This is a genomic window from Blautia faecicola (assembly GCF_004123145.1).
GTDB classification, from domain to species: Bacteria; Bacillota; Clostridia; order Lachnospirales; family Lachnospiraceae; genus Oliverpabstia; species Oliverpabstia faecicola.
Window position 1 is genome coordinate 692,970 of record NZ_SDKC01000001.1, and the last position, 22,909, is coordinate 715,878.

A 22,909-nucleotide genomic window follows, 5' to 3' on the forward strand; every position below is an offset into this window, starting at 1 on the left:
AGGATTAGGAACTTTGACACAGGATTCTGTTTTTTTGCGCGCATAAAACGAAAAAGAACCGGAGAAGATAAAGGAGGTGAACAGGATTCCGAGCGTACATAGAAAGAAAAGGAGGCAGAAATATGGCAGAGGGAACACCGGTGACAAAGAATCTGGAAGAAAATGAGGTCTGGTTTCGAAGCCGCTGCGAAGGCTGTGCGGATATCAAACTCCAGCCCATGCTGCTTGGAAAAGGGGGCAGCGTCCATGTGCTGGCGATTTATGTGGAAAATACCGTGCCGAATCTGATCCTCGAAGAGTCGGTGCTTGGGCGGATGTTTATCGAGATGACGGATAAAACTCCAGGGGAAGTGTATCAGGCAGTGGAAGCGAACAGCCTCGGACTTTCGGAGGCGGAGCCGCTGCCCACAAGGGAAGAGGCGATGGATGCGATGCTGGCGGGAAATCTGCTGCTTCTGGTGGACGGGTACAATAAGGGACTGAAGATCGGGAGCAAGGGATATCCCTCCCGCTCGGTAGATACCACGGACACAGAAAAGGTGCTGCGGGGATCGAACGAGGGATTTACCGAGTCGGTAAAGACCAATACCGCTCTGATCCGGAAAAGGATCCGGAGCACGGATCTGAAAGTGGAAGAGCTGACCGCCGGTGTCCGGTCGAATACGAGACTGGTACTTGTGTATATGAAAGAACTGGTATACCAGGAAGTGCTCGAGCAGATCCGGCAGGGCATTGACCGGTTTGTGATCGACGGTGTGTTAGACAGCGGGATCATCGAGCAGCTGACGGAAGAGGACTGGGTATCACCGTTTCCGCAGTTTCAGACGACCGAGCGGCCGGATCTGGCGGCGATGGAAGTGCTGGACGGGAGAGTGGTGTTACTGTCTGACAATTCCCCGGTAGCATTACTGCTTCCGAGTGCCTTTCAGGATTTTATGAATGTGACGGAGGATCGCTATAACCGATTCGAGATTGCCTCTTTTGAGCGGCTGATCCGCTATGCGGCGATGGTATTTTCCTTTTTGCTGTCCGGAACGTATCTGGCAGTGATCGGATTTCACACGATGATCCTTCCGACGAATCTGATCCTGTCCTTTGCGGAGTCCAGGCAGGGCGTGCCGTTTCCGAGCCTCCTGGAAGTGCTGTTTATGGAACTGGCGTTTGAACTGATCCGCGAGGCGGGGATCCGGATGCCGGGGGCGCTCAGCGGAACCATCGGTATCGTAGGCGGACTGATCATCGGAGATGCGGCGGTCAGTGCTAATCTGGTGAGCCCGATGGCGGTGGTGGTTGTGGCACTGAGCGCACTCAGTTCCTTTGCCATACCGAATGAGGAATGTACCTCGGCATTCCGGCTGATCAAATACGGATTTATCCTGCTTGGCGGACTGCTTGGTATGTATGGGATCGTACTGGGATTGTATCTCCTTTTCGGACATCTGGCACGGCTGACAAGTTTTCAGATCCCGTATCTGATGCCATTTACCGGAAAAGGGGTTGCCGGGTATCGGGATGAGCGGGATCTTCTGGTGCGGGCACCGATGCGGCGGATGCGATACCGCCCGATTTATGCAGTAAGATCCCAGAGAATCCGGTTACGGGAAAATCAAAAGGTAAGGGGTGACAGAAAACATGTTTGCAGATAATAACCGAATTTCCTGGCTGCAGATGCGCTGTCAGTTTTTACTCGCGGCACTGGGCGTGGGACTGTTATGGGGAATTCCCGGATTTACCGGAAGAGAAGGAGCGGTTGGTATCCTGATCGGAGGAGCACTCCTCGCCTGCTGGAGCGGGATCCTTCGAAGACAGATGACGGTATTCCGGGATCCGATCCGGTACTTTGGAAAAACCTGTGCATGGCTGCTGGCAGGGATCTGGGAGAGTTATCTGGTACTTACCGGCGGATGGCTGGTGGCAAAAGTCGGACACCTGGCAGGGGAATATCTGGTCTCCGGGGTGCCGGAGACGATGCTTTCCCTTGCGTTCGTGTTTGCGGCACTGGGTGGTTCCCATCATGTACAGGCACGGGGACGGCTGGCGCAGACTTCCTGGGCGATCGTGGCGTGGCTGGGAGGAATCTTACTGTTGCTGGCAGGAAAGCCATTGGGGACGGTGACGGGTGGTCAGCAGCCGGAACCGGCAGCTTTTGACTGGATGCTCAGTGTGAAAAATGCAGGAAAATACGTGGCATATGGATCCGGGATCGGTCTGATAGCCTGGCTGATGGTACAGGTCCGTACCGGAAAAGAGGAAAAGAAAAAGGAAGGGCTGGCGCTGGCGGTCGGTCAGCTGTCTCTCTGGTTTCTCGCGGGAGCGCTGCTTCTCACAGCAAACTTCGGAACCGACGCCCCAAATATGGATACCTGTCCCATTCTGGAAGTGATGGCAGGCGTGGAGATCCCAGGTGGATTTTTACGGAGGGTGGATCTGATCTTTTTAAGTATTTTGCTGTTTTCACTCACATTTTTACTGGGAAGTATCTTTTTTTATAGCAGTTATGTGGCGGAGCGCGTTTCTGTTACGATCAGCCGGATCCCGGCAGCGATTCTCTGCCTGATTTTTGGAACTGTCGGGGAGACGCAGTGGGCGTGGAGCAGGTATTATCCGGAACTGTTATGGAAAATCTATCTGCCGTTGTTTTTGGTGATCACAGTGTGCGCCGGATGGGCGAGGAGGCGATCGTATGGAGAAAGATAAAAGAAAACTTCTTTTTGGTATGGCTGTCCTGGGGCTTGCGCTGCTTACTTCCTGTCAGGTCGTGGAACCGGAAAAACGGGCGTATCCGCAGGTGATCGGGATTGACTGGCAGGAGGAAGAGGAAAATTATATCGTCTGGCTGCATATGGCTTCGCTGACGGAAGATACCGGACAGAGCAAACAAAGCGGCGAGACGCAGCCGGGGAAGGAACTGTATTTTACGGGTTCGGATGCACAGGAGATCCGTGCCGCTTACGAGGCAACCAGAGAGCAATATCTGGATATCGGGCATGTAAAGGCGGTGGTTTTTGGGGCGAGTCTACAGGAGAATGGGGAAACATTCAAAAAAGTGCTGAACGGCATGGAGGCAGAGAGCAGTCTTGGGAACAGTCCCTGTATTTTTACGACGGAGAGTCTCGGGGAACTGGCAGAGACGGTGGAAGAGCAGGAACTTTCCCTGGGAGATTTTCTGACCGGGCTCTATGAAAACCGCACGGATGTATCTGCACAGTCGCCGGTGAAACTTGCAGACCTTTATCGCGCCTTTCATAAAAATATGGTATTACCGGAGATCCCGGCAATAGAAATTGATAAATCCATTGTGAAAGTCTCCGGGACATAGTATAATGAATTGTGAAAGTGTAACAAAAACAGAGAAAAAATAACAGAAAATATAGAGAAAATCCCAGTACACCCGAAGGGAGGACAGCCATGAAAAAAATGTTGTTAAATAAAAAGAATCTGTATATTAAACTTACTGCTGTCCTGATCCTGCTGATCGTGGGGATACTGGGGATTTATACGGCATTTGTTCAGAAAATTGCGACCGGTCAGTGTTTTAATATTCTGGATGATTCCAGGGAACGGATGGGACAGATGATCGTCAATGAGATGCAAAACGAACAGGATCATCTGGAAGCAGCCTCGTATCTGCTGAAAAATCTTCTGACGGATTGTGATGCAAACGAGGCAGGGAGAAGGATCTACGTTTGCGGTGACGATACCGTTTGAGATAGCCTCGGAAAAAGAAGGAAAGGGTGATTCGGAGGAAGAGAAAAAAGAATCACTGAAAGGGATTCATCTGCTACTCGCGGAGGACAATGAGCTGAATGTGGAGGTAGCAAGAGAACTCCTGGAAGAGCGCGGAGCGGTGGTTTCCACGGCAGCGGATGGTCAGGAGGCAGTCCGGATGTTTGAAGAGAGTCCGGAGGGGACATACGATGTGATCCTGATGGATGTGATGATGCCGGTAACGGATGGACTGGAAGCCACGCGAAAGATCCGTGCTTCACAGAGAGAAGAGGGAAGAAAGATTCCGATCATTGCCCTGACGGCAAATGCATTTCGTGAGGATATGGAGTAATGCACCAGAGCGGGTATGGACGCGCATCTGGCAAAACCGATGGAACTGGAAAAGATGATACATACGATTGCGGAGATGACCCGAAAGAACAGATAGATAAGCAATACGAGGAAGGTAGAAAAATGGACAGCGAAAGAAGAGAAAATCAGGATGCATTTACCTGTTTGATGGAGCAGGCGGTTGTGCTCGGAAAAAAGAAAGAAAACGGAGACCGGGACTGGGCAGAATCGTTTCAGGAATTTCTGAAACTGATGGCAGACTGTACAGATGCGGACCGGGTACTGGTATTTCCGATCATCAACGGGGATACCTATGAGAGAAGCTTTGAATACTGGAGGAAAGACCTCTCCTTTCCGGGAACGGATAAGCGGATGGTATCGATCCACTGGATCCCGGAGTACCATCAAGCATTTTGTGAGGGACGCACGGTGGTGATCCGTGATATGGAAGAACTCCGGCATGAGGATGCGGTTATTTACCACCGTTTTCATGTGGAAGGTGTGGAGATGCTGATTGCTTTTCCGCTGATGTACCGGGGAAAACTGTGGGGCTATATCCGGATCGATAATCCGGAGCTGGAACAGTCGAAACAGCTGCTTTCGGTGCTTCCGATGATGGGAGCGTATCTTGGCAGTATGAATGACGGCAGTCAGATGCGGAATGTGCTGAACCGGCATGAATACCTGCTGAGCAAGAACCGGTTCGAACTGGAAAAAGAACGGCAGTTTCTGGATGTTTTGTGCAGAGATTACACATCGGTGTATATCGTGGATCTGGAACAGGGATCTGCGGCAATGTTAAAACTGGAAAATACTGCGAATGCGTCACGGATGATTTCCATGCAAAGAAGAAAAAGTCTGGATTATGTCAGCACGATGAAGGGATATGCGAAAAATTATGTGGGAGAAGAAGATCTGGAGAAGTTTCTGAAAATCATGGATCTGGAAAATCTGAAGCAGGAACTCGCAGAAAAAGAGCGTATCAATTTCCGTTACCGGAGCATCCCGAATATGCGAGGAGAGCAGTATTTTGAGGTGCAGGTGGTGCGGATCAACGAAGTACAGTTTGATAACCGGGTACTGATCGGATTTCATCATATTGATGATATCATTGCAGAGGAAGAGAGAAAGCAGTATGAACTGCAGCAGGCACTGGAGCGCACAGAAGCAAGTAATGAAGTACTGCTGGCGATCAGTAAAATCTATTACGAGATTCTGCGGATCGATCTGGAAGCGGATACATATGAGCAAATCTATACGGAACGGCAGATTTATCCGGAAGAAAAAAGAACCGGCTGTGCATCTGCGGATGTGAGATATCTGCATGAGACGTTCGGTGTACCGGAATACCGGGAGCGGATGAGGGAGTTCTTTGACCTGCATACCCTGGCAGAGCGGCTGGAAAAAGACGAAACTGTGGCGGCGGAATATCTGGCTGTGGACGGAAACTGGCATACGGCGCGTTTTATTGCCAAGCGGTGGAATAACGAGGGAAAAGTGACCCATGCGTTATATGTGGCAAGGCTGATCAGTGATGAGAAGCGAAGAGAGAAAAACTGGATCGCCATAGCGGAGGAAGCCAACAAAGCAAATGCTGCGAAGACAGAATTTATCTCGCAGATCGCGCATGACATTCGGACACCGATGAATGCGGTCATGGGATTTACCGAGATTATCGGGCAGCATCCGGAAGAGCCGGAGAAAGTTGTCTATGGACTGGAAAAAATCCGGACCGCAGGAAAGTTTTTGCAGGAACTTGTGGACGAAGTGCTCGATATCACGAGGATTGAAAATGGACGGATGCGGCTCGTACCGGAAGAAGTCAGCCTGGCAAAGATCCTGAGTGAATTTCAGGTTGCCATCGAGCATGTGAAGATGGGAAGAAAGCTGGACATTTCTTACGCGCAGCACGATATGATACAGGATCGGGTGATCGTGGATGCACTGCGCCTGAAACAAATTTATACCAATATTCTGTCCAACGCAGTCAAATACACACCGGATGGCGGAAACGTGGATGTGGAGATTTTTGAGGAAAACCCGGAAGAGGAAAAGAAAATCCGGCTGATCGCGAAGATCCGGGATAATGGAATCGGAATGTCGGAAGAATACATGGAAGAGATGTATTCCAAATTTACCCGTGCCACAGATACAAGAATCAACAAAGTGCAGGGGCATGGACTGGGGCTTTCCATCGTGAAAGAACTGGTCGATCTGATGGGCGGCGAGATTCAGGTACGAAGTAAACTTGGAGAGGGGACGTTATTCGAGATTTGGATTGACCTGGATTATGTCAATCAAAAAGAAGAGACTTCCGTGGAAGAGAGAAAGGAAGATTATGCAGGTTACTGCAAAGGAATGCATCTTCTGGTGGCAGAGGATAACGAGCTGAATTATGAGGTCGTATCGGAACTTTTGGACATGTATGAGATCACCTGTGACCGGGCGGATGACGGTTCGGTCTGTGTGGAAAAATTCTGTGCATCGAAGGAAAACGCGTATGACGCAATCCTGATGGATATGCAGATGCCGGTGATGGACGGCTTACAGGCAACGGCGGCGATCCGCAGGTTAAATCATCCACAGGCACACCGGATTCCGATCATCGCGATGACGGCAAATGCATTTCGGGATGATATAGAAAAATGTATGGATGCGGGAATGAATCTGCATCTGGCAAAGCCTGTCAATATGGAATTGCTTTTGGAGGCTTTGTACCGTCTGAAAAAAGACAACCAGAAAAAAACGGGAAGACAAGAGGAAGAAAAATGAGAGAACAACGTGGCTGGGAATTGCGCGGGGAGATCGGGCAGGTATGGAGACTGAGTCTGCCGGCGATCCTTACGCAGATCACAACGATCGCCATGCAGTATATTGACTCTGCGATGGTAGGCACGCTGGGGGCAAATGCATCCGCAGCGATCGGTCTGGTGGCGTCAACGACCTGGCTTTTTGGAGGAATTACTTATGCGATCTCTGCGGGATTTTCCGTGCAGGTCGCACATCATATCGGAGGAAAAAAAGAGAGAGAGGCAAGACAGGTCGTCTGTCACGGATTGTTGGTTGCCCTGCTGGTGTCGGGGCTTTTGTGCCTGATCGGACTTTCCATCAGCGGAAAGCTTCCGGTGTGGCTGGGAGGCAATCCGGAGATTCGGAAAGACGCGTCGGCGTATTTTATGGTGTACGCGCTGATGGTGCCGTTTTCACAGATCAATTCATTGAATTCTTCGTTCCTGCAATGCAGCGGGGACATGGTGACACCGAGTATCCTGAATGCGGTCATGTGCGTGCTGGATGTGATTTTCAATGCACTTTTGATCCCGCGGTTCGGTGTTATGGGAGCTGGTATGGGAACGGCACTTGCCTGTGCCTGCATCAGCCTGACGATGACAGCGCGGTGCTGTATCCACAATGAAAAACTGCATCTGCGAAGAGCGGAAGGGGTTCACTTTGATCCGGAGATTTTAAAGAAGGCATTCCGCATCGGAACACCGGTGGCAGTGCAGGAGATCGCGATGAACAGTGCGATGGTGGCGGCAACGATGATCATTGCACCGTTGGGAGCCGTCTCGATCGCAGCCAATTCGTTCGCAGTGACCGCGGAGAGTCTGTGTTATATGCCGGGATATGGGATCGGATCGGCGGCGACAACGCTGGTTGGAAGAAGTGTGGGTGCCGGTGAGGCGAAACAGGCAAAACGGTATGGAAATATCTGTACGGCGATGGGGGTATGCTTTATGGCGGCGACCGGAGCGGTCATGATGCTGATCTGCCCGCTGGTTTTTCGGATGCTGACACCGGATTCGTCGGTACGGTCATTGGCGGCGCAGGTGCTTCGCATCGAACTTCTGGCGGAGCCGCTGTTTGGAGCATCGATCGTGGCAGCAGGAGCACTCCGTGGAGCCGGAGATACTTTCGTTCCGAGTCTCATGAATCTGGGAAGCATCTGGATCGTGCGTCTGGGACTTGCAATGATTCTGGTAAGACGGCTGGGACTTCACGGCATGTGGATCGCGATGGCAGTGGAACTCTGTGTGAGAGGCTGTCTGATGTTATACAGACAGAGGACGTCGAAGTATTATAATCTGTATAAAAAGGAAACGGTTGCAGAAAATGCGTAAACACGGTTGCAGAAATTGTGGTAAAATTCGAGAATGTTAAAAAATCAAAATTGGTCCACTGGATCAATTATTGATATGCAATGCAACAAAAGCCATATCGTTCTAGGTAAAAAGAACGATATGGCTTTTTGCATCCATTAGATTAGATATTCAGCATATCACTGAAAACTTTCAGAGCGCCGTCAGTATCATGAGCCAGAACGCGTTTTGCAAGGATCTTACCAAGCTGTACGCCTTCCTGGTCGAAGCTGTTCAGGTTCCATACGAAGCCCTGGAACATGATCTTGTTTTCAAAGTGAGCTAACAGAGCACCCAGAGATGCAGGTGTCAGTTTGTCTCCAACGATGATGCTGGAAGGACGTTTTCCTTTGAAGTTCTTGTTCAGGTTTTCGTCTTCTTTACCGCAGGCAAATGCTACGATCTGTGCAGCTACGTTTGCACACAGTTTCTGCTGGCTGGTGCTGTTTTCGATATCAACATCTACGCCCAGCTGGCTGTTTTTGAATCCGATGAACTGCAGCGGAACGATATCAGTTCCCTGATGCAGTAACTGATAGAAAGAGTGCTGTCCGTTGGTTCCTGGTTCTCCGAAGATCACCGGTCCGGTTACATAATCTACCGGTTCACCGAAACGGTTGACAGATTTTCCGTTGGATTCCATATCACACTGCTGCAGATGTGCCGGGAAACGGCTCAGTGCCTGAGAGTATGGCAGAACTGCTGTGGAAGGATATCCCTGTACATTTCTTTCGTATACGCCGATCAGAGCATCCAGCATATCCGGGTTCTTTAACAGATCACGGTTGGTAGCCAGTTTGTCTTCTGCTGCGGCACCGTCGAGAAGTTCTGCGAAAACTTCCGGTCCGAAAGCCAGAGAAAGGATCGCGCCACCTACACCGGATACGGAAGAGTAACGTCCGCCGATGTAATCATCCATGAAGATTGCGGTCAGGTATTCATCGCTCTTAGCCAGCGGAGAAGTCTCACTGGTAACTGCCAGCATATGTTTGGAAGGATTCAGACCTGCTTTTGTCAGAGCATCTTTAACAAATGCTTCGTTGGTCAGAGTTTCCAGAGTCGTACCGGATTTGGATACAACGATAAACAGAGCGTGTGCCAGATCTACAGATGCCAAAACAGCAGCTGCATCATCCGGATCTACGTTGCTGATGAATTTTGCTTCCATTTTGAAGGTGTTGTTGGCTTTTGCCCAGTTTTCCAGTGCGATATATAAAGCACGAGGACCCAGGTCACTTCCGCCGATACCGATCTGTACAACGGTTGTGAATTTTTCACCGGCTTCGTTTACGATTTCACCGGCATGTACTTTGTTTGCAAAATCAGCAGCTTTTTTCTGCTGTGCCACATAGAATTCACGTTTGTCCACGCCGTCAACAACGACAGGATTACCCAGCTGTGTACGAGCCAGGTGATGCAGAACCATACGGTTTTCACCGGTGTTGATCACAGCACCATTGTACAGTTCTTTGAATTTATCAATTAACTGTGCTTCGCCTGCCAGTTCAGCCAGAGCTGCGAGAACAGTTTCATCCACTTCTTTTGCTGCGTAATTGTACTGTAAACCTGCAGCCATTGGAGTGCTGTAGTTCTTTACACGTTCGCCACCCTGTTCTCCGGACATTGCAGCGGCAATATCCACATGATTTTTCAATCCGGAAAGTTTTTTATAAGATGAAAGGGTGTCCAGATTTTTCCATGTTGCCATAATATATTCCTCCTTTTATAGGTGTATAATCACCATCGCCATTAGTCATTATACTGAAAAAAAACGTCGATTTCAATGGATTGATGGATTTATCGGTAAAAATGTCGAATTTGCAAAAAGTCGTTATGTATTTTGCACAGGGTATATTGATTTTATGTGAAAAGTAGTTCAAAATAGAGGAAAGTATGACGAATCTTATGGGAAAATATGGGAGGAAAAGAATGGAACTGATCAGTCAGAAAATGAGAAAATTAGCGCCGGAACTGGATCCGCTGCGGATCGGAACCGGCTGGAAAAAAGAAGATTTGGACAAAGTACAGGTTATGGTGGAGAGCACCTACGGAGACAGTCATCCGGGAAGCGGACACCTGAATCTGCTGGTGGAAGAGGTAAGAAAAGGAATCGCAGAAGAAGGAGGTTATGGCGCGCGGTATTTCTGCACGGATATCTGTGACGGAGAGAGCCAGGGAACGGACGGAATCAATTACAGCCTGGCAAGCCGGGAAATGATCGCAAATATGATCGAGATCCATGCCAATGCAACTCCATTCGATGCTGGGGTGTATCTGTCAAGCTGTGATAAAGGTGTTCCGGGAAATCTGATCGGTATGATGCGGGTGGATATCCCGTCTGTCTTTGTTCCGGGTGGAACGATGAACGCAGGACCGGATATGCTGACGCTCGAACAGCTCGGCATGTACAGTGCCCGATATGAGCGCGGGGAGATCGATGAAGCAATGCTGGACTGGGCAAAATGCAACGCCTGTCCGAGCTGCGGCGCCTGCTCCTTTATCGGAACCGCATCCACGATGCAGATCATGGCGGAAGCACTGGGACTGGCACTTCCGGGAAGTGCCCTGATGCCGTCCACCAGCCCGGATCTTCTGGCATTTGCCCGAGAAGCCGGCAGACAGGCGGTACGTCTGGCAAAGATGGAGAATATGAAACCATCGGATATCGTAACAATCAAAAGCTTTGAAAATGCGATTCTTGTCCACGCGGCAATCTCCGGAAGCACGAACTGTCTGCTGCATCTTCCGGCGATCGCCCATGAACTGGGCATCGAGATCACCGGTGAGACCTTTGACCGGCTACACCGGAACGCCCGGTATCTTCTGGATGTCCGTCCGGCAGGCAGGTGGCCGGCAGAATGTTTCTACTATGCGGGAGGCGTGCCGGCGATCATGGAAGAGATCCGGGAACATCTGCATCTGGATGTGATGACCGTCACAGGAAAGACAATGGGAGAAAATCTGGACGAATTGAAACACAATGGTTTTTATGAAAAATGCGACCGCTGGCTGCAGGAATTCAATCAGCGTTACCAGATCAACCTGAAAAAAGAAGATATCATCCGCCCATACGCGGATGCGATCGGAACGGACGGAAGCATCGCCATCTTAAAAGGCAATCTGGCACCGGAGGGCGCGGTGATCAAACACACCGCCTGCCCAAAAGAAATGTTCCGGTCTGTGCTGTGGGCGCGTCCGTTTGACAGCGAGGAGGAATGTCTGGATGCGGTGCTGAAGCATAAAGTCCGGAAAGGCGATGCGGTATTTATCCGCTACGAAGGACCGAAGGGCAGCGGCATGCCGGAGATGTTCTATACTTCTGAGGCGATTAGCAGCGACAAAGAACTGGGAAAAAGCATTGCACTGATCACTGACGGAAGATTTTCCGGCGCATCCACCGGACCGGTCATCGGACATTGCAGTCCGGAAGCGGTAGACGGCGGTCCGATTGCCCTGGTGGAAGAGGGAGATCTGATCGAGATCGATGTGTTTGAGCGAAAGTTAAATATCATTGGTGTGGCAGGTGAGCGAAAGACACCGGAAGAAATCGATGCGATTTTAACAGAACGAAAGGCCGCCTGGAAGCCACGGGAACCGAAATACAAAAAAGGCGTCCTGAAACTGTTCAGCCAGCATGCCGCAAGCCCGATGAAAGGGGCATATCTCGAATAACGGGAAAATCAGACTAAAATTTATGTGACAGGAGAGAAAACTTTGAAAAATAACAAATATGAGATCGACATGTGCAACGGGTCGATCATGGACAAACTGATATCCTTTGCATTACCATTGATGCTCTCGGGCATCTTACAGCTGATGTTCAATGCGGTGGATATCGTAGTGGTGGGAAGATTCAGCGGCAGTCAGGCACTGGCAGCTGTCGGCTCCACGACGGCACTCATCAATGTATTTACCAACCTGTTTATCGGAATCTCGCTGGGAACCAACGTCCTGGCAGCCAGATTCTACGGAGCAGGAAAATCAAAAGAAATGTCAGAAACCGTCCATACATCCATCACGCTGGCACTGATCACCGGTGTGGCGATGGCAGTGATCGGCCTGCTCTTTTCCCGCTGGTCCCTGGAAATCATGGGAACCCCGGACGATGTGATCGCACAGGCAACCTTATACATGAAAATTTATTTTCTGGGCATGCCATTTTTCATGCTGTATAACTACGGAGCCGCCATCCTGCGAGCCGTAGGAGATACCAAACGCCCGTTGTTCTACCTGATCATCTCAGGTGTGATCAACGCCATCCTGAATATGATCCTTGTCATCGTATTTCACATGGCAGTGGAAGGTGTCGCTATCGCGACGGTCATCTCCCAGCTGATCTCGTGCGTCCTGGTACTTCGGTGCCTGTACCGGTCAGAGGGAAGTTACCAGCTGCGATTCTCCAAACTGACCATGAAAAAAGCCTACCTGATGCAGATCTTCCAGGTAGGCGTCCCTGCAGGTATCCAGAGCACAGTCATTAACTTCTCAAATGCTCTGCTGCAGTCCTCGGTAAACTCCTTCGGTTCCGTAGCCATGGCAGGATACACGGCAGCCAACAACATCCTCGGCTTCCTCTACGTATCCATCAACGCCGTAACCCAGGCATGCATGAGCTTCACCAGCCAGAACTACGGCGTGGGAAAATACAAACGAATGGACAAAGTCCTGATCGACTGCCTGATCCTCTCGGTGATCGTTGGAGGCGTCCTCGGCTGCGGAGCTTACTTCTGCGGCTCCCCGATCCTCTCCATCTACACCGAAGACCCCGAAGTTATCAAAGCCGGCCTCGAGATCCTGTCCATCACAACCGTCCCCTACTTCCTCTGCGGAATCATGGATCTCTTCCCCGGCGCCCTGCGAGGCATGGGCTCCTCCACCGTCCCCATGATCCTCTCCGTAATCGGAACCGTAGGCACCAGAATCCTGTGGATCTTCGGAATTTTCCCGGATCACAGAACCCTCTACGTCCTCTTTATTTCTTACCCTGGCTCCTGGATCATCACCATCATCATGCAGGTGATCTGCTACTACTTCGTAAGAAAAAAGACCTACGCCAAAGCAGCCACCAAGGCGGTGTAGGAAGATCCAACCACCAAAAACGGAGCCACTGCCCGGGAGGGACAGACAGCCTTTTGCTGGCGTATTTAGCTCATCGTTGCGTTGCCAGCGGTTGTCTGTTCCTCCCGGGCAGCGGCTCCGTTTCGTCCGTGAAAGTAAACACCCGAGCAGCGACAATCGCTTCGCCCGTGAAGCAACTAAAATTCCCTCGCCAAGATTTCTTCCTTCCTCTCCAACAACGAATCATCCCCCAAAAGCAGCCTTTCCACCTCTTCAAACCCAATCCTCTCAATCATAACCGCAAATCTCTCCCCCGCGATTCCTCTCTCCCGGAACAGCAAAATCGCCTTCTCGATCACATCCATTGCCTCATCCTTAGAGACAAACACCTTACTCAGCGCCCGTCCATGAGAAACCTTCTTCCCCCAGCGCCCGCCAATAAAAATCTTAAATCCATACGCCCCGTCTTTAATCGAATCAAACCGGCAGTTCCCCACACATCGCCCACAGTGAATACAAACATTCTCATCAATATGCAGTTTCTTATCGGATACCTTTGCAGCCCCCATCGGACAAACTGCCTCGACACTACATTTCTTGCACCCCTTACAAAGATCTGCCTCAAAATGAGGAATCCGCTGCCCGATAATTCCCAGATCATTCAGATTCGGCTTCACACAGTTATTCGGACATCCGCCAACCGCAATCTTAAACTTGTGCGGTAACTTCACATCATGATACCCCTCATAAAACCGCTTGTGAATCTCCTCCGAAATCGCGAACGAATCCAGCAGTCCGTACTGACAGGTCGTCCCCTTGCAGGAAACCACCGGACGAACCTTCGCGCCTGTGCCGCCAATCGACATACCGGCATCCTCTACAAACTTCTGAAACTCCTCCAGCTTCTCATAAGGAATTCCTTGTACCTCAACCGTCTGCCGTGTAGTAAATGTCAAAACTCCGTTACCAAACTTCTCCGCAGCATCCGCCATTGCCCTGTGCTGAGCAGCAGTAACCTTTCCATTTACCGTTAAAATCCGGGCGGAAAAATTATCCGTCCCCTTGTTATTTAAAAAACCAAGACCCTTCAGTCTCTTTTCTTCCTCTTTCGAAAGCGTCAATGATGACATAAGTTACGTTCTCCTTTATAAAAATAATGTAAATAAAATAAGCATTACCTCAGCACATCCCGTCCGACCTTCGCAAACCGTACGATCATTTCCCGTGTCAGGCTGAAATCCTCGTCCTCAAGCGTGATATCTTTCCGATCCATCCAGAGCCCGGTAGAAAGTTCCTCACGGTCAAGCGTAATCGAACCATCGCCGTCCAACTCCGCATAATACCCGATCAGAAGATCCGAAGCCATTCCCCAGGGCTGGGTTTTATAATAATGAAGATTTTTCACCTTCACGCCGACCTCTTCCATGACCTCCCGCATCACCGTTTCCTCGGCTGTCTCCCCGATTTCGGTAAAACCTGCGACCAGCGCATAGTTCGGGTTGTTCCGTCCGGCGTATTTGGTCAGAAGGATCCGTTCCCCGTCAATGACACCGACGATAATAGCCGGGCAGATCTTCGGGTAAATGTGATTCCCGCAGTGCGGGCAGGAGAGCATCCGCTCTTTCCGAGAAGGATCCGGAACGACAGGTGTTCCGCAGCGACCACAGAACCGGTTGTTCCGATACCAGTCATACAGATGAAAAGCCGTCATCGCAGCAAAAATCTGGTGCTTCGGTTCCCGTCCACGGATTTCGCGAAGCGAGTGAAAATCATAATTTCCCGGAAGAGTCAGCTCTGTATCCATCAGAAGAAAACAGGAGATCTGATCCAGAGAAAACAGCCAGATCAGCGAAGCTGTGTCAGAAACCTGAGAAAAAACATCTTCCCACAGCGGAAAACGACAGTCATTTCCCGAGAGGTCTGCCAGAAGTTTCCGCTCACAAAAAGCAAAAATCAGATCCCCGGACTGCGGAGATTGTGGAGTAAATTCATTATAAAGATGATGTGGAGTAATGTCCTGAATCATAAAAAAATCCTTTCTGAATCTGATAACAACATACCTTACTACTTTATCATGGAGGTAAATATCCTGCAAGAGAGAAGAAACGGCTATTCTGAAAAGAAATTTCAAAACAACCGTTTTTGGGGCTTAAAAGGGGTTACATACGGAACCGTGCAAGCACCTGCATCAGTTTATTTAACTCCAGCGGTTTTGCCAGATGTTCGTTCATCCCGGCTTTTTTCGAGGCGAGGACATCATCGGAGAAAGCATTGGCACTCATGGCGACAATCGGAATGATCAGCGCATCCGGATGATCGCAGGAGCGGATCTTTGTGGCAGCTTCCAACCCGTCCATCACAGGCATCATAATGTCCATGAGAATCAGATCAAATGTTTCCGGCGGTGAGGAGACAAATTTCTGATAACCTTCCAGTCCGTTGCACACCGCTGTAACGGTTGCCCCTGCATCCTCCAGCAGATACTGTGCAATCTCCCGATTTAACTCATTATCTTCGACAATCAGTATATGCATGCCGGAAATATCAGCAGCCGGCGGTTCATTTTCTGCCGGATTCTGTGATTTTGGAGAAGGATCCAGCTGGAAGGGAAGCGTGAAAATAAAGCGGCTTCCCACATTTTTCTCACTTTCCACACGGATCGTTCCGCCCAGGGAATTGACCAGCCGGTGGACGATAGACATACCGAGACCGGTTCCGTGGTAGGTCGTGCGCGCTCCCGGGTCTTCCTGAGAAAACGGCTCAAAAATATGTTCCAGATATTCCTGAGACATACCGATCCCGGTATCGGCGATTGTAAATTCATAGGATACCGAATCTTCAGTGGATGCAGCTGCACGGGCAGATACGGAAATCTTTCCTCCACGTTTGTTGTATTTGATCGCATTGCTCAGAATATTCGTAAAAATCTGGCGTACATGGAGTGGACTGCCGATCACATAGGGGCGGGTGATACTGTCGGCGGCGATCGGTTTAAAGGTCAGTTCCATTTTTGCCGCTTGAAATTCCAGGATCGTCCAGCAATCCTTCAATAATATACGCAGATCAAAAGGTGTTTCCTCCAGGATCAGCTCGCCGCTTTCCAGCTTGTTCATATCGAGTACATCGTTGATCAGTCCCAGCAGATGGGAGGCACATACACGTATCTTGGTGTGGCACTCCCGCAGTCTTTCCGGGCTGTCCGGATTCAGTTCTTCGATATCGAGAAGTCCCATGATGCCATTGATCGGTGTACGGATATCGTGCGACATGCGGCTCAGGAAATCCGATTTGGCTATATTTGCCCGGCGGGCTTCGTCAGCCGCCTGTACAAGTTCCTGCTGCCATGCCAGTTCTTTCTGCTTATATTCGTCAATAACCTGTGTCACATACAGGATCTGAGAAAAATCGGTGCCGTCCTCATATTCCGGGACAATGAAGGTAGCGCGCTTCCACAGACCGTCCTTGTCCGGGTATTCCCGGCTGACAAAGCGATTGTGTGTAAGTCGCTCCTGCAATGTGGATAAGTCGAAGAAATCCTGAAGTTTCGGTTGATAATCCTCCCGGACGTATTTTTTACAGATTCTGCCGATTTTTTCAGAAGCCACACCTTTGTCATCGCTGAGCGGGAAAAGTGCGTTTGCTGTGGAAAGCTGCTCCATATAATCCCGCTTCAGGTCGATTGTATAGATCGCATAGTAAATCTGGCTGGTTGCAGCTGTCAGGCTCTGATAACGCAGTTCACTTCGGATCGAGGCGGTAACATCCTGATGATACCCGCGGATCAGAAATCCGCCATCCGGATAGTTATGAAAAAATACACCGCCGCAGCGTACCCAGATCAGGCCACGGGCAGGATGGTTCCAGGTATAGGTGATCTCAGAATATCCGTCCCGGCGAACGATATCCACATTATCGAGGACCGCAGCCACATAGTTCGGGGAAATACCGGCAAACCAGACATCGTAACAGTCCTCCGGTGAGATGGACGGATGCACACCGAGCAGCTCACACATGGTACGGTCTGCATACATCCGCGGTGCTTTGCCGTGTTCCATCTCGATGGACCAGATTCCGATCTGTGCGCCGCCAAGGATATTTTCCATGTCACGTTTGTACTCCTGACGCGACTTTGCGGCAGCCATTTCCAGACGGATCCGTTCTTTTTTATAGTCATCGATAGCTATTCCCACGTGCTGTCCCAACAGATAAAGCATCCGCTCGATCAGACGGGAACGGCTCATTTCCGGATTGTCCAGTCCCACAAAACCGATCAGATGGTCATGAAGGGAGATCGGGAAAGCGATCAGCGTCCGGATATTCTGCATTTTCAGGAGTTCATATTCCTGTGGCATGCTTATCCGGACATCTTCCAGATGGTCGATCAGGATCGTCTCACCTTTCAGAAAAATTTCAATCCAGTGAGGCATCTCATCAAAAGTGATTCCCTTCAGATTATCAATCTGCGGAATGACACCGGGAGCGCACCATTCGTAGGTGTTGGTGGTGATATAATTATCGGTAATTTCAAAGACGTAAGAACGGTCTGCATGAACATACGCTCCAAGAGCACCGAGCATCTCCTGAATCCCGTCGGTGATGATCTCGGAACTGTTCAGCTTCGTGATCTGATCGATCATAAAACGCTCCGCAGCCAGTTCAGTTTTTAATATCTGATTTTCCTGTTCCAGAGTTCTCATATCGTATCCTCACTGTATGGGTATTTTCGTAATCATAAGTAGTTTCGAATTCTGCTCTTTAAAATGAGTATACATGACTTATCAGGAAAATACAACGCGAACTTGCGGCGATTTGTGGTGTAGGGTATACTAGAGCGTGTTTGAAAAATCATTCCTGCAATCTGCACGCCCCACTTTGCGGCATATTTTACCTTCATTCGGTTGACGTAGCCCGCTACGCCGCCCTCATTCAGGCAAAATCTCCCACAAACTGTGACGCACATCTTGCAGAAAGCCTTTTTCAAACACGCTCTAGAACCAGTGATGATTCAGAGAGAAGAAAATGAGGAGGCAGATGTAATGGAAACATGCGACAGATGTAATGCTGATATGGAAAATACAACCGAACGGACACAGGAAGAAATCACCATCTCCGGCAATCCGGCAAAACCGCAGGGGGAAGACGGGGAGATGATGTTAAAACGAATGAATGAGAGTCATTCCGCAGTGACCTGCTGGGCACTGGAACACTGGCAGATCGCCCCGGATGATGAGATCCTGGACATCGGCTGTGGCGGCGGTGCTACGTTAAAAAGAATGAGTGAAAAGGTAACGACAGGTCATCTGACCGGCGTGGATTATTCCCCGGTATCAGTGGAGACATCACTGGAGACGAACCGGCAGGATGTGGAGAGTGGCAAGATGAAAGTTCTGGAAGGCTCCGTGGAATCACTGTCTTTTGCAGACGATACCTTTGACAAGATTACTACGGTAGAGAGCTTTTATTTCTGGCCGGCTCCACAAGAAAATCTGAAAGAAGTGCGCCGGGTACTGAAACCGGGCGGAACCTTCGTGCTGGTGGCAGATACCTATAATAAAGAAGGTCTGGATCCAAAGACACTGGAAAACATTTACCGCTTCCACCTCTTCACTCCAACCCGTGAAGAATTTCAGGAACTGTTTGAAAAAGCAGGGTTCGAGGACATTCAGATCCATATAAAAGAGGGCACGGACTGGATCTGTGTGGAAGGGAAAAAGTGATAAAAATGATAGAAAGAGCGGAACTTTGCGTAATATTTTTATGCAAGTTCCGTTTTTTGATGAATAAATGTGTAGATTCTGTGTTTTTTAAGTTTCTTTAAACTTCATTTAAGGTTTCTCCGATACAATCACATCCATAAGGAGGAACCGAGATGGTAAATCAGACAACTGTGTGTGGGAGTCTCGCTGGTGAGCGGTGTGATCCTGGCAGCAGCCTACGCCTATAAAACCCGCTATAATCCGGGATTTGTCCGGACACTTGCGATCCTTCCGGCAGTGGTCTGCGTGGTGATCATGATGGTCAATGGAAATGTAGGAACGGGCGTTGCCGTTGCCGGCGCATTTTCACTGGTACGTTTCCGAAGCGTTCCGGGAAGTGCGAAGGATATCGGGGCAATCTTTATCGCGATGGGCGCAGGTCTGGTAAGCGGGATGGGATATCTCGGATACGCCGTGTTATATACCGTGATCCTTGCACTGATCATGGCTGGGTATGTACATCTGAACCTGTGGGAGAAAAAAGATACACGGGAGAAGACACTGACGATCACGATTCCGGAAGATCTAGATTATACGAGTGTGTTTGATGATCTGTTTGATACATATACAGATAAATGGGAACTTTCCAAAGTAAAGACAACCAATATGGGAAGCCTTTTCAAGCTGGCTTATCAGCTGACCTTAAAGGACAACAGCAAGGAAAAAGAAATGATCGACGGTCTCCGGTGCAGAAACGGTAATCTGGAGATCGTGATCAGTAATCAGGAAAATGTGACAGAGAATCTGTGATTACAATACAGAAATCTTCGGAAGAAGAGACAGGGGGAATCAATATGAAACGACGACAAATGATGGCGGTGTTACTGGCAGCGGCACTTGGTATGACCGGATGCAGCACGGCGGCAACAACGGATACAGGTACAGCGACAACGACAGACACGACAGCAGACAGCACGGAAAATAAAAGTACGGAGACAGTGGAAGATCTGGTGGATACAGACGATATGTTTTCCGACCGTGATCTGGAGGGCAGTTATGATGAAAAGGAGTGCACAAAGATCACACTGGATGATGAGGATTCGACATGTGAGGATAAAAATGTAAGCATCGATGGTCAGACGGTAACGATCACCGGCGAGGGAACGTATCTGGTAAGCGGCAGCCTGTCAGATGGAAGTCTCGTGGTGGATGTGGATGACAGTGAGAAAATCCAGGTGGTTCTGGATGGCGTGTCGATCACCAGCAAAGAAGGCGCGGCGATTCAGGTGACACAGGCAGATAAAGTATTTGTCACACTGGCGGATGAAAGTGAGAATACGCTGAATTCGGAATCATTTTCTGACGATACCGACAGCAACGTGGACGGGGCAATCTTTTCCAAAGAAGATCTGACACTCAATGGAAGCGGCAGTATGACAGTAACATCGGCGGGGCATGGAATCGTGTCGAAGGATGATCTTGTGGTCACCGGTGGAACGTATGAGATTACTGCCGAAAAACAGGGAGTGTCCGGAAAGGACAGTGTCCGCATCGCAGATGGAACTTTTACAATCGAATCCGGAAAAGATGCGATCCACAGTGAAAACAGCGGGGATGAGAGCAAAGGATTTGTCTATCTGGCAGATGGAACATACACACTGAAGGCAGATGGAGACGGTATCTCGGCTTCCGGTGTGTTGCAGATCGATGGCGGAACTTACGAGATCACAGCCGGGGGCGGCAGCACGAAAGCGACGAAAAAGAACGATATGCAGGGACCTGGCGGAGATTTCGGTCAGGGCGGTCCGGGAATGGCGGATATGCAGCCACCGCAGGATGCGGGAGCAGCAAATGAGGAAAGCGGCGATATGCAGAACAGTGGAACGGACAGCAGTACGGAGGAAACCAGTAAGACTGCCAGTGTGAAAAAGACCGGAACGGAAGAAAGCAGTGCAAAGGCTAACAGTGAAGCTACTGGAAGCACAGCTTCCGAAAATACAGCTACCGGAAGTGAAACACAGAATAGCGATACCGAAGACACCAGTGCTGAAGATACCAGCACCAAGGGAGTCAAGGCCGGTGGCGATCTGCTGGTAAAAGATGGAACCTTTACGATAGATTCCTGCGATGACAGTTTGCATACCAACGGCAATATGATCATCTGCGGCGGAACTTACACACTCAGTACCGGAGATGACGGCATGCATGCGGATGAGGCAAATCGTGTATACGGCGGAGAAATTACGATCGAAACGTGTTATGAAGGAATCGAAGGACAGAATGTGGAGATCTCCGGTGGAACCATCGATATCACAGCCAGCGATGACGGACTGAATGCAGCCGGTGGAAACGACCAGAGCGGCATGGGCGGATTTGGCGGGGATATGTTCTCGGCAGACGAGGATGCCTGGATCACGATTTCCGGCGGAACTGTCACGATCGATGCCACCGGAGACGGAATTGACAGCAATGGGGATCTGACTGTCAGTGGAGGAACCATCTTTGTTTCCGGTCCGAGTGATAACGGAAATGGTGCCCTGGATTACAATGGAGCGGCAACGATCACCGGGGGAACGCTGGTAGCAACCGGTATGAGCGGCATGGCACAGAACTTTGGTTCCGATTCCACGCAGGGATCGCTGCTGGTGAACCTGACAGATAACCAGAGCGGGGAGATCACACTGGAAGATGGAGATGGCAATACGCTGGTAAGTTATACACCGGTACGGGAATATAATTCCGTAGTTATCAGCTGCGCAGAATTAAGCGATGGAAGTACCTATACGATACACACCGGGGAGAACAGCCAGGAAGTAACCATGGAAAGTCTGGTATACACCGACGGAGAAGCGACGAATGCGCCAGGACAGGGTGGTGGACAGATGCCGCAGGGAGGTCCGATGGGAGATAACAATGGCGATTCTGACAATTCTGATAATTCCGACCGTCCGATCCCGCCGCAGGGACAGGGAAATCCGCCGGATATGCAAAACGGGGAACGCCCGCTGGGAGATCCGCCGCAGGGCAATCCGGGGGATTCGTCAAATGAGCAGACGAAGGAGGAGTCTGACGGTCAGAAATAGCAGAATGGTTTACATAATTACCAGAATGAGGAATCCGTATAGCAGATCAGGATTCCTGCTTCGCCTGCAGATCTGCCAGCATCTGTGAAACGGTAAGTCCCAGTACCGGGTGGCGTTTCCACGGAGCAATCTGAGCCAGCGGGATCAGGACGAAGTCCCGCAGATGCATCTCCACATGAGGAATGATCAGATCCGGGGTGTCCAGTACCAGATCGTCATACAGTAAGATATCCAGATCCAGCGTCCGCGGTCCCCAGTGGATCAGGCGCTCCCGGTGCGCTTCCTGTTCGATCTCATGGAGGCGTTCGAGCAGTTCCTGCGGTGTCAGCAGTGTTTTCAGTGCCAGTGCACCGTTTAAAAAGTCATCCTGCTCCACACCGCCGTAGGGTGCGGTCACCAGAAAATCAGACACTTTCAGCACCTGGCAGTCCGAAGTCTGCTGTAGTTTTTCAACCGCCTCGTTCAGGTATTTTTCCTTGTCCCCCATATTGGAGCCGAGCGCAATATAAGCGGTATGCCAGCCGCGGCTGATCTCCACCGATACGGTATCCAGAGGCAGACCGATGGGCGCCCACGGTTTTTTGATGGTAAGATCCACCTGAGAGACCATCGGGTAGGAGAGCAGAATCGCTTTTGCGGTCGCCTCCGCTACCGTCTCCAGCAGTTTCCAGGTATTTTCTTCGACTACTTTTTTGATTAGATGGCTGACTTCACCGTAATGTACCGAATAAGAAAGCTCATCGGTGAGCCCGGCTTTTCTGGTGTCGGTATGCAAAACGGCGGAGAGTACAAACTTTTGTCCTAAAAAATTCTCTTCCGGAAATACTCCATGCTTTGCAAAGATTTCCAGATTCTCAATTCTTATTTTATCCAT

19 protein-coding genes are annotated in these 22,909 nt (G+C 50.0%); 13 read left to right on the plus strand and 6 right to left on the minus strand.

The window, feature by feature from the left end; genetic code table 11:
- Window positions 1-122: 122 nt before the first annotated feature.
- The 7 genes from ETP43_RS03215 (at window position 123) to ETP43_RS03245 (ending at window position 8,180) form a co-directional block, all read left to right on the plus strand.
- Window positions 123-1,646 carry a spore germination protein gene (locus ETP43_RS03215; RefSeq protein ID WP_129257017.1) on the plus strand — a complete coding sequence of 508 codons (1,524 nt, stop codon included), beginning with the start codon at window positions 123-125 and terminating at the stop codon, window positions 1,644-1,646.
- Window positions 1,633-2,697, plus strand: coding sequence for a hypothetical protein (locus ETP43_RS03220; protein WP_129257018.1), 1,065 nt, complete (start codon window positions 1,633-1,635; stop codon window positions 2,695-2,697). Before ETP43_RS03215 ends, ETP43_RS03220 begins: the two co-directional genes overlap by 14 nt.
- Window positions 2,684-3,319 carry a Ger(x)C family spore germination protein gene (locus ETP43_RS03225; RefSeq protein WP_129257019.1) on the plus strand — a complete coding sequence of 212 codons (636 nt, stop codon included), beginning with the start codon at window positions 2,684-2,686 and terminating at the stop codon, window positions 3,317-3,319. The genes ETP43_RS03220 and ETP43_RS03225 overlap by 14 nt, the downstream gene beginning before the upstream one ends.
- An 89-nt stretch (window positions 3,320-3,408) precedes the next feature.
- Window positions 3,409-3,708: a hypothetical protein gene (locus ETP43_RS03230; protein ID WP_129257020.1), complete on the plus strand. Its 300-nt coding sequence runs from the start codon at window positions 3,409-3,411 to the stop codon at window positions 3,706-3,708.
- On the plus strand, window positions 3,656-4,060 hold the full coding sequence (locus tag ETP43_RS03235) for a response regulator (RefSeq protein ID WP_129257021.1): 405 nt from the start codon (window positions 3,656-3,658) through the stop codon (window positions 4,058-4,060). The genes ETP43_RS03230 and ETP43_RS03235 overlap by 53 nt, the downstream gene beginning before the upstream one ends.
- On the plus strand, window positions 4,060-6,831 hold the full coding sequence (locus tag ETP43_RS03240; protein ID WP_129257022.1) for an ATP-binding protein: 2,772 nt from the start codon (window positions 4,060-4,062) through the stop codon (window positions 6,829-6,831). Before ETP43_RS03235 ends, ETP43_RS03240 begins: the two co-directional genes overlap by 1 nt.
- On the plus strand, window positions 6,828-8,180 hold the full coding sequence (locus tag ETP43_RS03245) for an MATE family efflux transporter (RefSeq protein ID WP_129257023.1): 1,353 nt from the start codon (window positions 6,828-6,830) through the stop codon (window positions 8,178-8,180). Before ETP43_RS03240 ends, ETP43_RS03245 begins: the two co-directional genes overlap by 4 nt.
- Window positions 8,181-8,322: 142 nt before the next feature.
- Here the strand turns inward: ETP43_RS03245 and ETP43_RS03250 are convergent, their stop codons facing one another.
- Window positions 8,323-9,906, minus strand: a complete 1,584-nt coding sequence (locus ETP43_RS03250) for a glucose-6-phosphate isomerase (RefSeq protein ID WP_129257024.1) — start codon at window positions 9,904-9,906, stop codon at window positions 8,323-8,325.
- 221 nt (window positions 9,907-10,127) lie between these two features.
- Between ETP43_RS03250 and ilvD the strand changes: the two genes are divergently transcribed.
- Window positions 10,128-11,870 carry a dihydroxy-acid dehydratase gene (gene ilvD / locus ETP43_RS03255; RefSeq protein WP_129257025.1) on the plus strand — a complete coding sequence of 581 codons (1,743 nt, stop codon included), beginning with the start codon at window positions 10,128-10,130 and terminating at the stop codon, window positions 11,868-11,870.
- 69 nt (window positions 11,871-11,939) lie between these two features.
- Window positions 11,940-13,277 (plus strand): MATE family efflux transporter, encoded by a 1,338-nt coding sequence (locus ETP43_RS03260; protein ID WP_129259422.1) that lies wholly within the window; start codon window positions 11,940-11,942, stop codon window positions 13,275-13,277.
- Window positions 13,278-13,453: 176 nt separating this feature from the next.
- On the opposite strand, the gene ETP43_RS03265 is transcribed toward ETP43_RS03260, so the two are convergent.
- The 4 genes from ETP43_RS03265 to ETP43_RS18265 form a co-directional block, all read right to left on the minus strand.
- Window positions 13,454-14,386, minus strand: coding sequence for a 4Fe-4S dicluster domain-containing protein (locus tag ETP43_RS03265; RefSeq protein WP_022400221.1), 933 nt, complete (start codon window positions 14,384-14,386; stop codon window positions 13,454-13,456).
- A gap of 44 nt (window positions 14,387-14,430) precedes the next feature.
- Window positions 14,431-15,282 carry an NAD(+) diphosphatase gene (gene nudC, locus ETP43_RS03270; protein WP_129257026.1) on the minus strand — a complete coding sequence of 284 codons (852 nt, stop codon included), beginning with the start codon at window positions 15,280-15,282 and terminating at the stop codon, window positions 14,431-14,433.
- A 133-nt stretch (window positions 15,283-15,415) separates the two neighbouring features.
- Window positions 15,416-17,953, minus strand: coding sequence for a hybrid sensor histidine kinase/response regulator (locus tag ETP43_RS03275; protein ID WP_129257027.1), 2,538 nt, complete (start codon window positions 17,951-17,953; stop codon window positions 15,416-15,418).
- A gap of 32 nt (window positions 17,954-17,985) precedes the next feature.
- Window positions 17,986-18,186, minus strand: a complete 201-nt coding sequence (locus ETP43_RS18265; protein WP_334295501.1) for a DUF6783 domain-containing protein — start codon at window positions 18,184-18,186, stop codon at window positions 17,986-17,988.
- Between ETP43_RS18265 and ETP43_RS18270 the strand changes: the two genes are divergently transcribed.
- The 4 genes from ETP43_RS18270 to ETP43_RS03295 all read left to right on the plus strand — a co-directional run bounded on the left by ETP43_RS18270 (window position 18,136) and on the right by ETP43_RS03295 (window position 22,035).
- Entirely contained in the window at window positions 18,136-18,279 is a 144-nt protein-coding gene (locus tag ETP43_RS18270; protein WP_334295502.1) for a DUF6783 domain-containing protein, read from the plus strand. The two genes, ETP43_RS18265 and ETP43_RS18270, sit on opposite strands and share 51 nt — an antisense overlap.
- Entirely contained in the window at window positions 18,257-18,973 is a 717-nt protein-coding gene (locus ETP43_RS03285) for a class I SAM-dependent methyltransferase (RefSeq protein ID WP_243114174.1), read from the plus strand. The genes ETP43_RS18270 and ETP43_RS03285 overlap by 23 nt, the downstream gene beginning before the upstream one ends.
- A 174-nt stretch (window positions 18,974-19,147) precedes the next feature.
- Complete coding sequence (locus ETP43_RS03290; protein WP_330546339.1) at window positions 19,148-19,762, plus strand: DUF4956 domain-containing protein; 615 nt, start codon at window positions 19,148-19,150, stop codon at window positions 19,760-19,762.
- A gap of 44 nt (window positions 19,763-19,806) precedes the next feature.
- Window positions 19,807-22,035, plus strand: coding sequence for a carbohydrate-binding domain-containing protein (locus ETP43_RS03295; protein ID WP_129257030.1), 2,229 nt, complete (start codon window positions 19,807-19,809; stop codon window positions 22,033-22,035).
- Between the two features lie 46 nt (window positions 22,036-22,081).
- On the opposite strand, the gene folK is transcribed toward ETP43_RS03295, so the two are convergent.
- Complete coding sequence (gene folK, locus ETP43_RS03300; RefSeq protein WP_106492856.1) at window positions 22,082-22,909, minus strand: 2-amino-4-hydroxy-6-hydroxymethyldihydropteridine diphosphokinase; 828 nt, start codon at window positions 22,907-22,909, stop codon at window positions 22,082-22,084.

Bases quoted from the DNA above. Each gene is read 5' to 3' on its own strand.
- ETP43_RS03215 (WP_129257017.1), top strand. From the start codon at position 123: ATGGCAGAGGGAACACCGGTGACAAAGAATCTGGAAGAAAATGAGGTC.
- ETP43_RS03220 (WP_129257018.1), top strand. From the start codon at position 1,633: ATGTTTGCAGATAATAACCGAATTTCCTGGCTGCAGATGCGCTGTCAG.
- ETP43_RS03225 (WP_129257019.1), top strand. From the start codon at position 2,684: ATGGAGAAAGATAAAAGAAAACTTCTTTTTGGTATGGCTGTCCTGGGG.
- ETP43_RS03230 (WP_129257020.1), top strand. From the start codon at position 3,409: ATGAAAAAAATGTTGTTAAATAAAAAGAATCTGTATATTAAACTTACT.
- ETP43_RS03235 (WP_129257021.1), top strand. From the start codon at position 3,656: ATGCAAACGAGGCAGGGAGAAGGATCTACGTTTGCGGTGACGATACCG.
- ETP43_RS03240 (WP_129257022.1), top strand. From the start codon at position 4,060: ATGCACCAGAGCGGGTATGGACGCGCATCTGGCAAAACCGATGGAACT.
- ETP43_RS03245 (WP_129257023.1), top strand. From the start codon at position 6,828: ATGAGAGAACAACGTGGCTGGGAATTGCGCGGGGAGATCGGGCAGGTA.
- ETP43_RS03250 (WP_129257024.1), bottom strand. From the start codon at position 9,906: ATGGCAACATGGAAAAATCTGGACACCCTTTCATCTTATAAAAAACTT.
- ilvD (WP_129257025.1), top strand. From the start codon at position 10,128: ATGGAACTGATCAGTCAGAAAATGAGAAAATTAGCGCCGGAACTGGAT.
- ETP43_RS03260 (WP_129259422.1), top strand. From the start codon at position 11,940: ATGTGCAACGGGTCGATCATGGACAAACTGATATCCTTTGCATTACCA.
- ETP43_RS03265 (WP_022400221.1), bottom strand. From the start codon at position 14,386: ATGTCATCATTGACGCTTTCGAAAGAGGAAGAAAAGAGACTGAAGGGT.
- nudC (WP_129257026.1), bottom strand. From the start codon at position 15,282: ATGATTCAGGACATTACTCCACATCATCTTTATAATGAATTTACTCCA.
- ETP43_RS03275 (WP_129257027.1), bottom strand. From the start codon at position 17,953: ATGAGAACTCTGGAACAGGAAAATCAGATATTAAAAACTGAACTGGCT.
- ETP43_RS03285 (WP_243114174.1), top strand. From the start codon at position 18,257: ATGATTCAGAGAGAAGAAAATGAGGAGGCAGATGTAATGGAAACATGC.
- ETP43_RS03295 (WP_129257030.1), top strand. From the start codon at position 19,807: ATGAAACGACGACAAATGATGGCGGTGTTACTGGCAGCGGCACTTGGT.
- folK (WP_106492856.1), bottom strand. From the start codon at position 22,909: ATGGATAAAATAAGAATTGAGAATCTGGAAATCTTTGCAAAGCATGGA.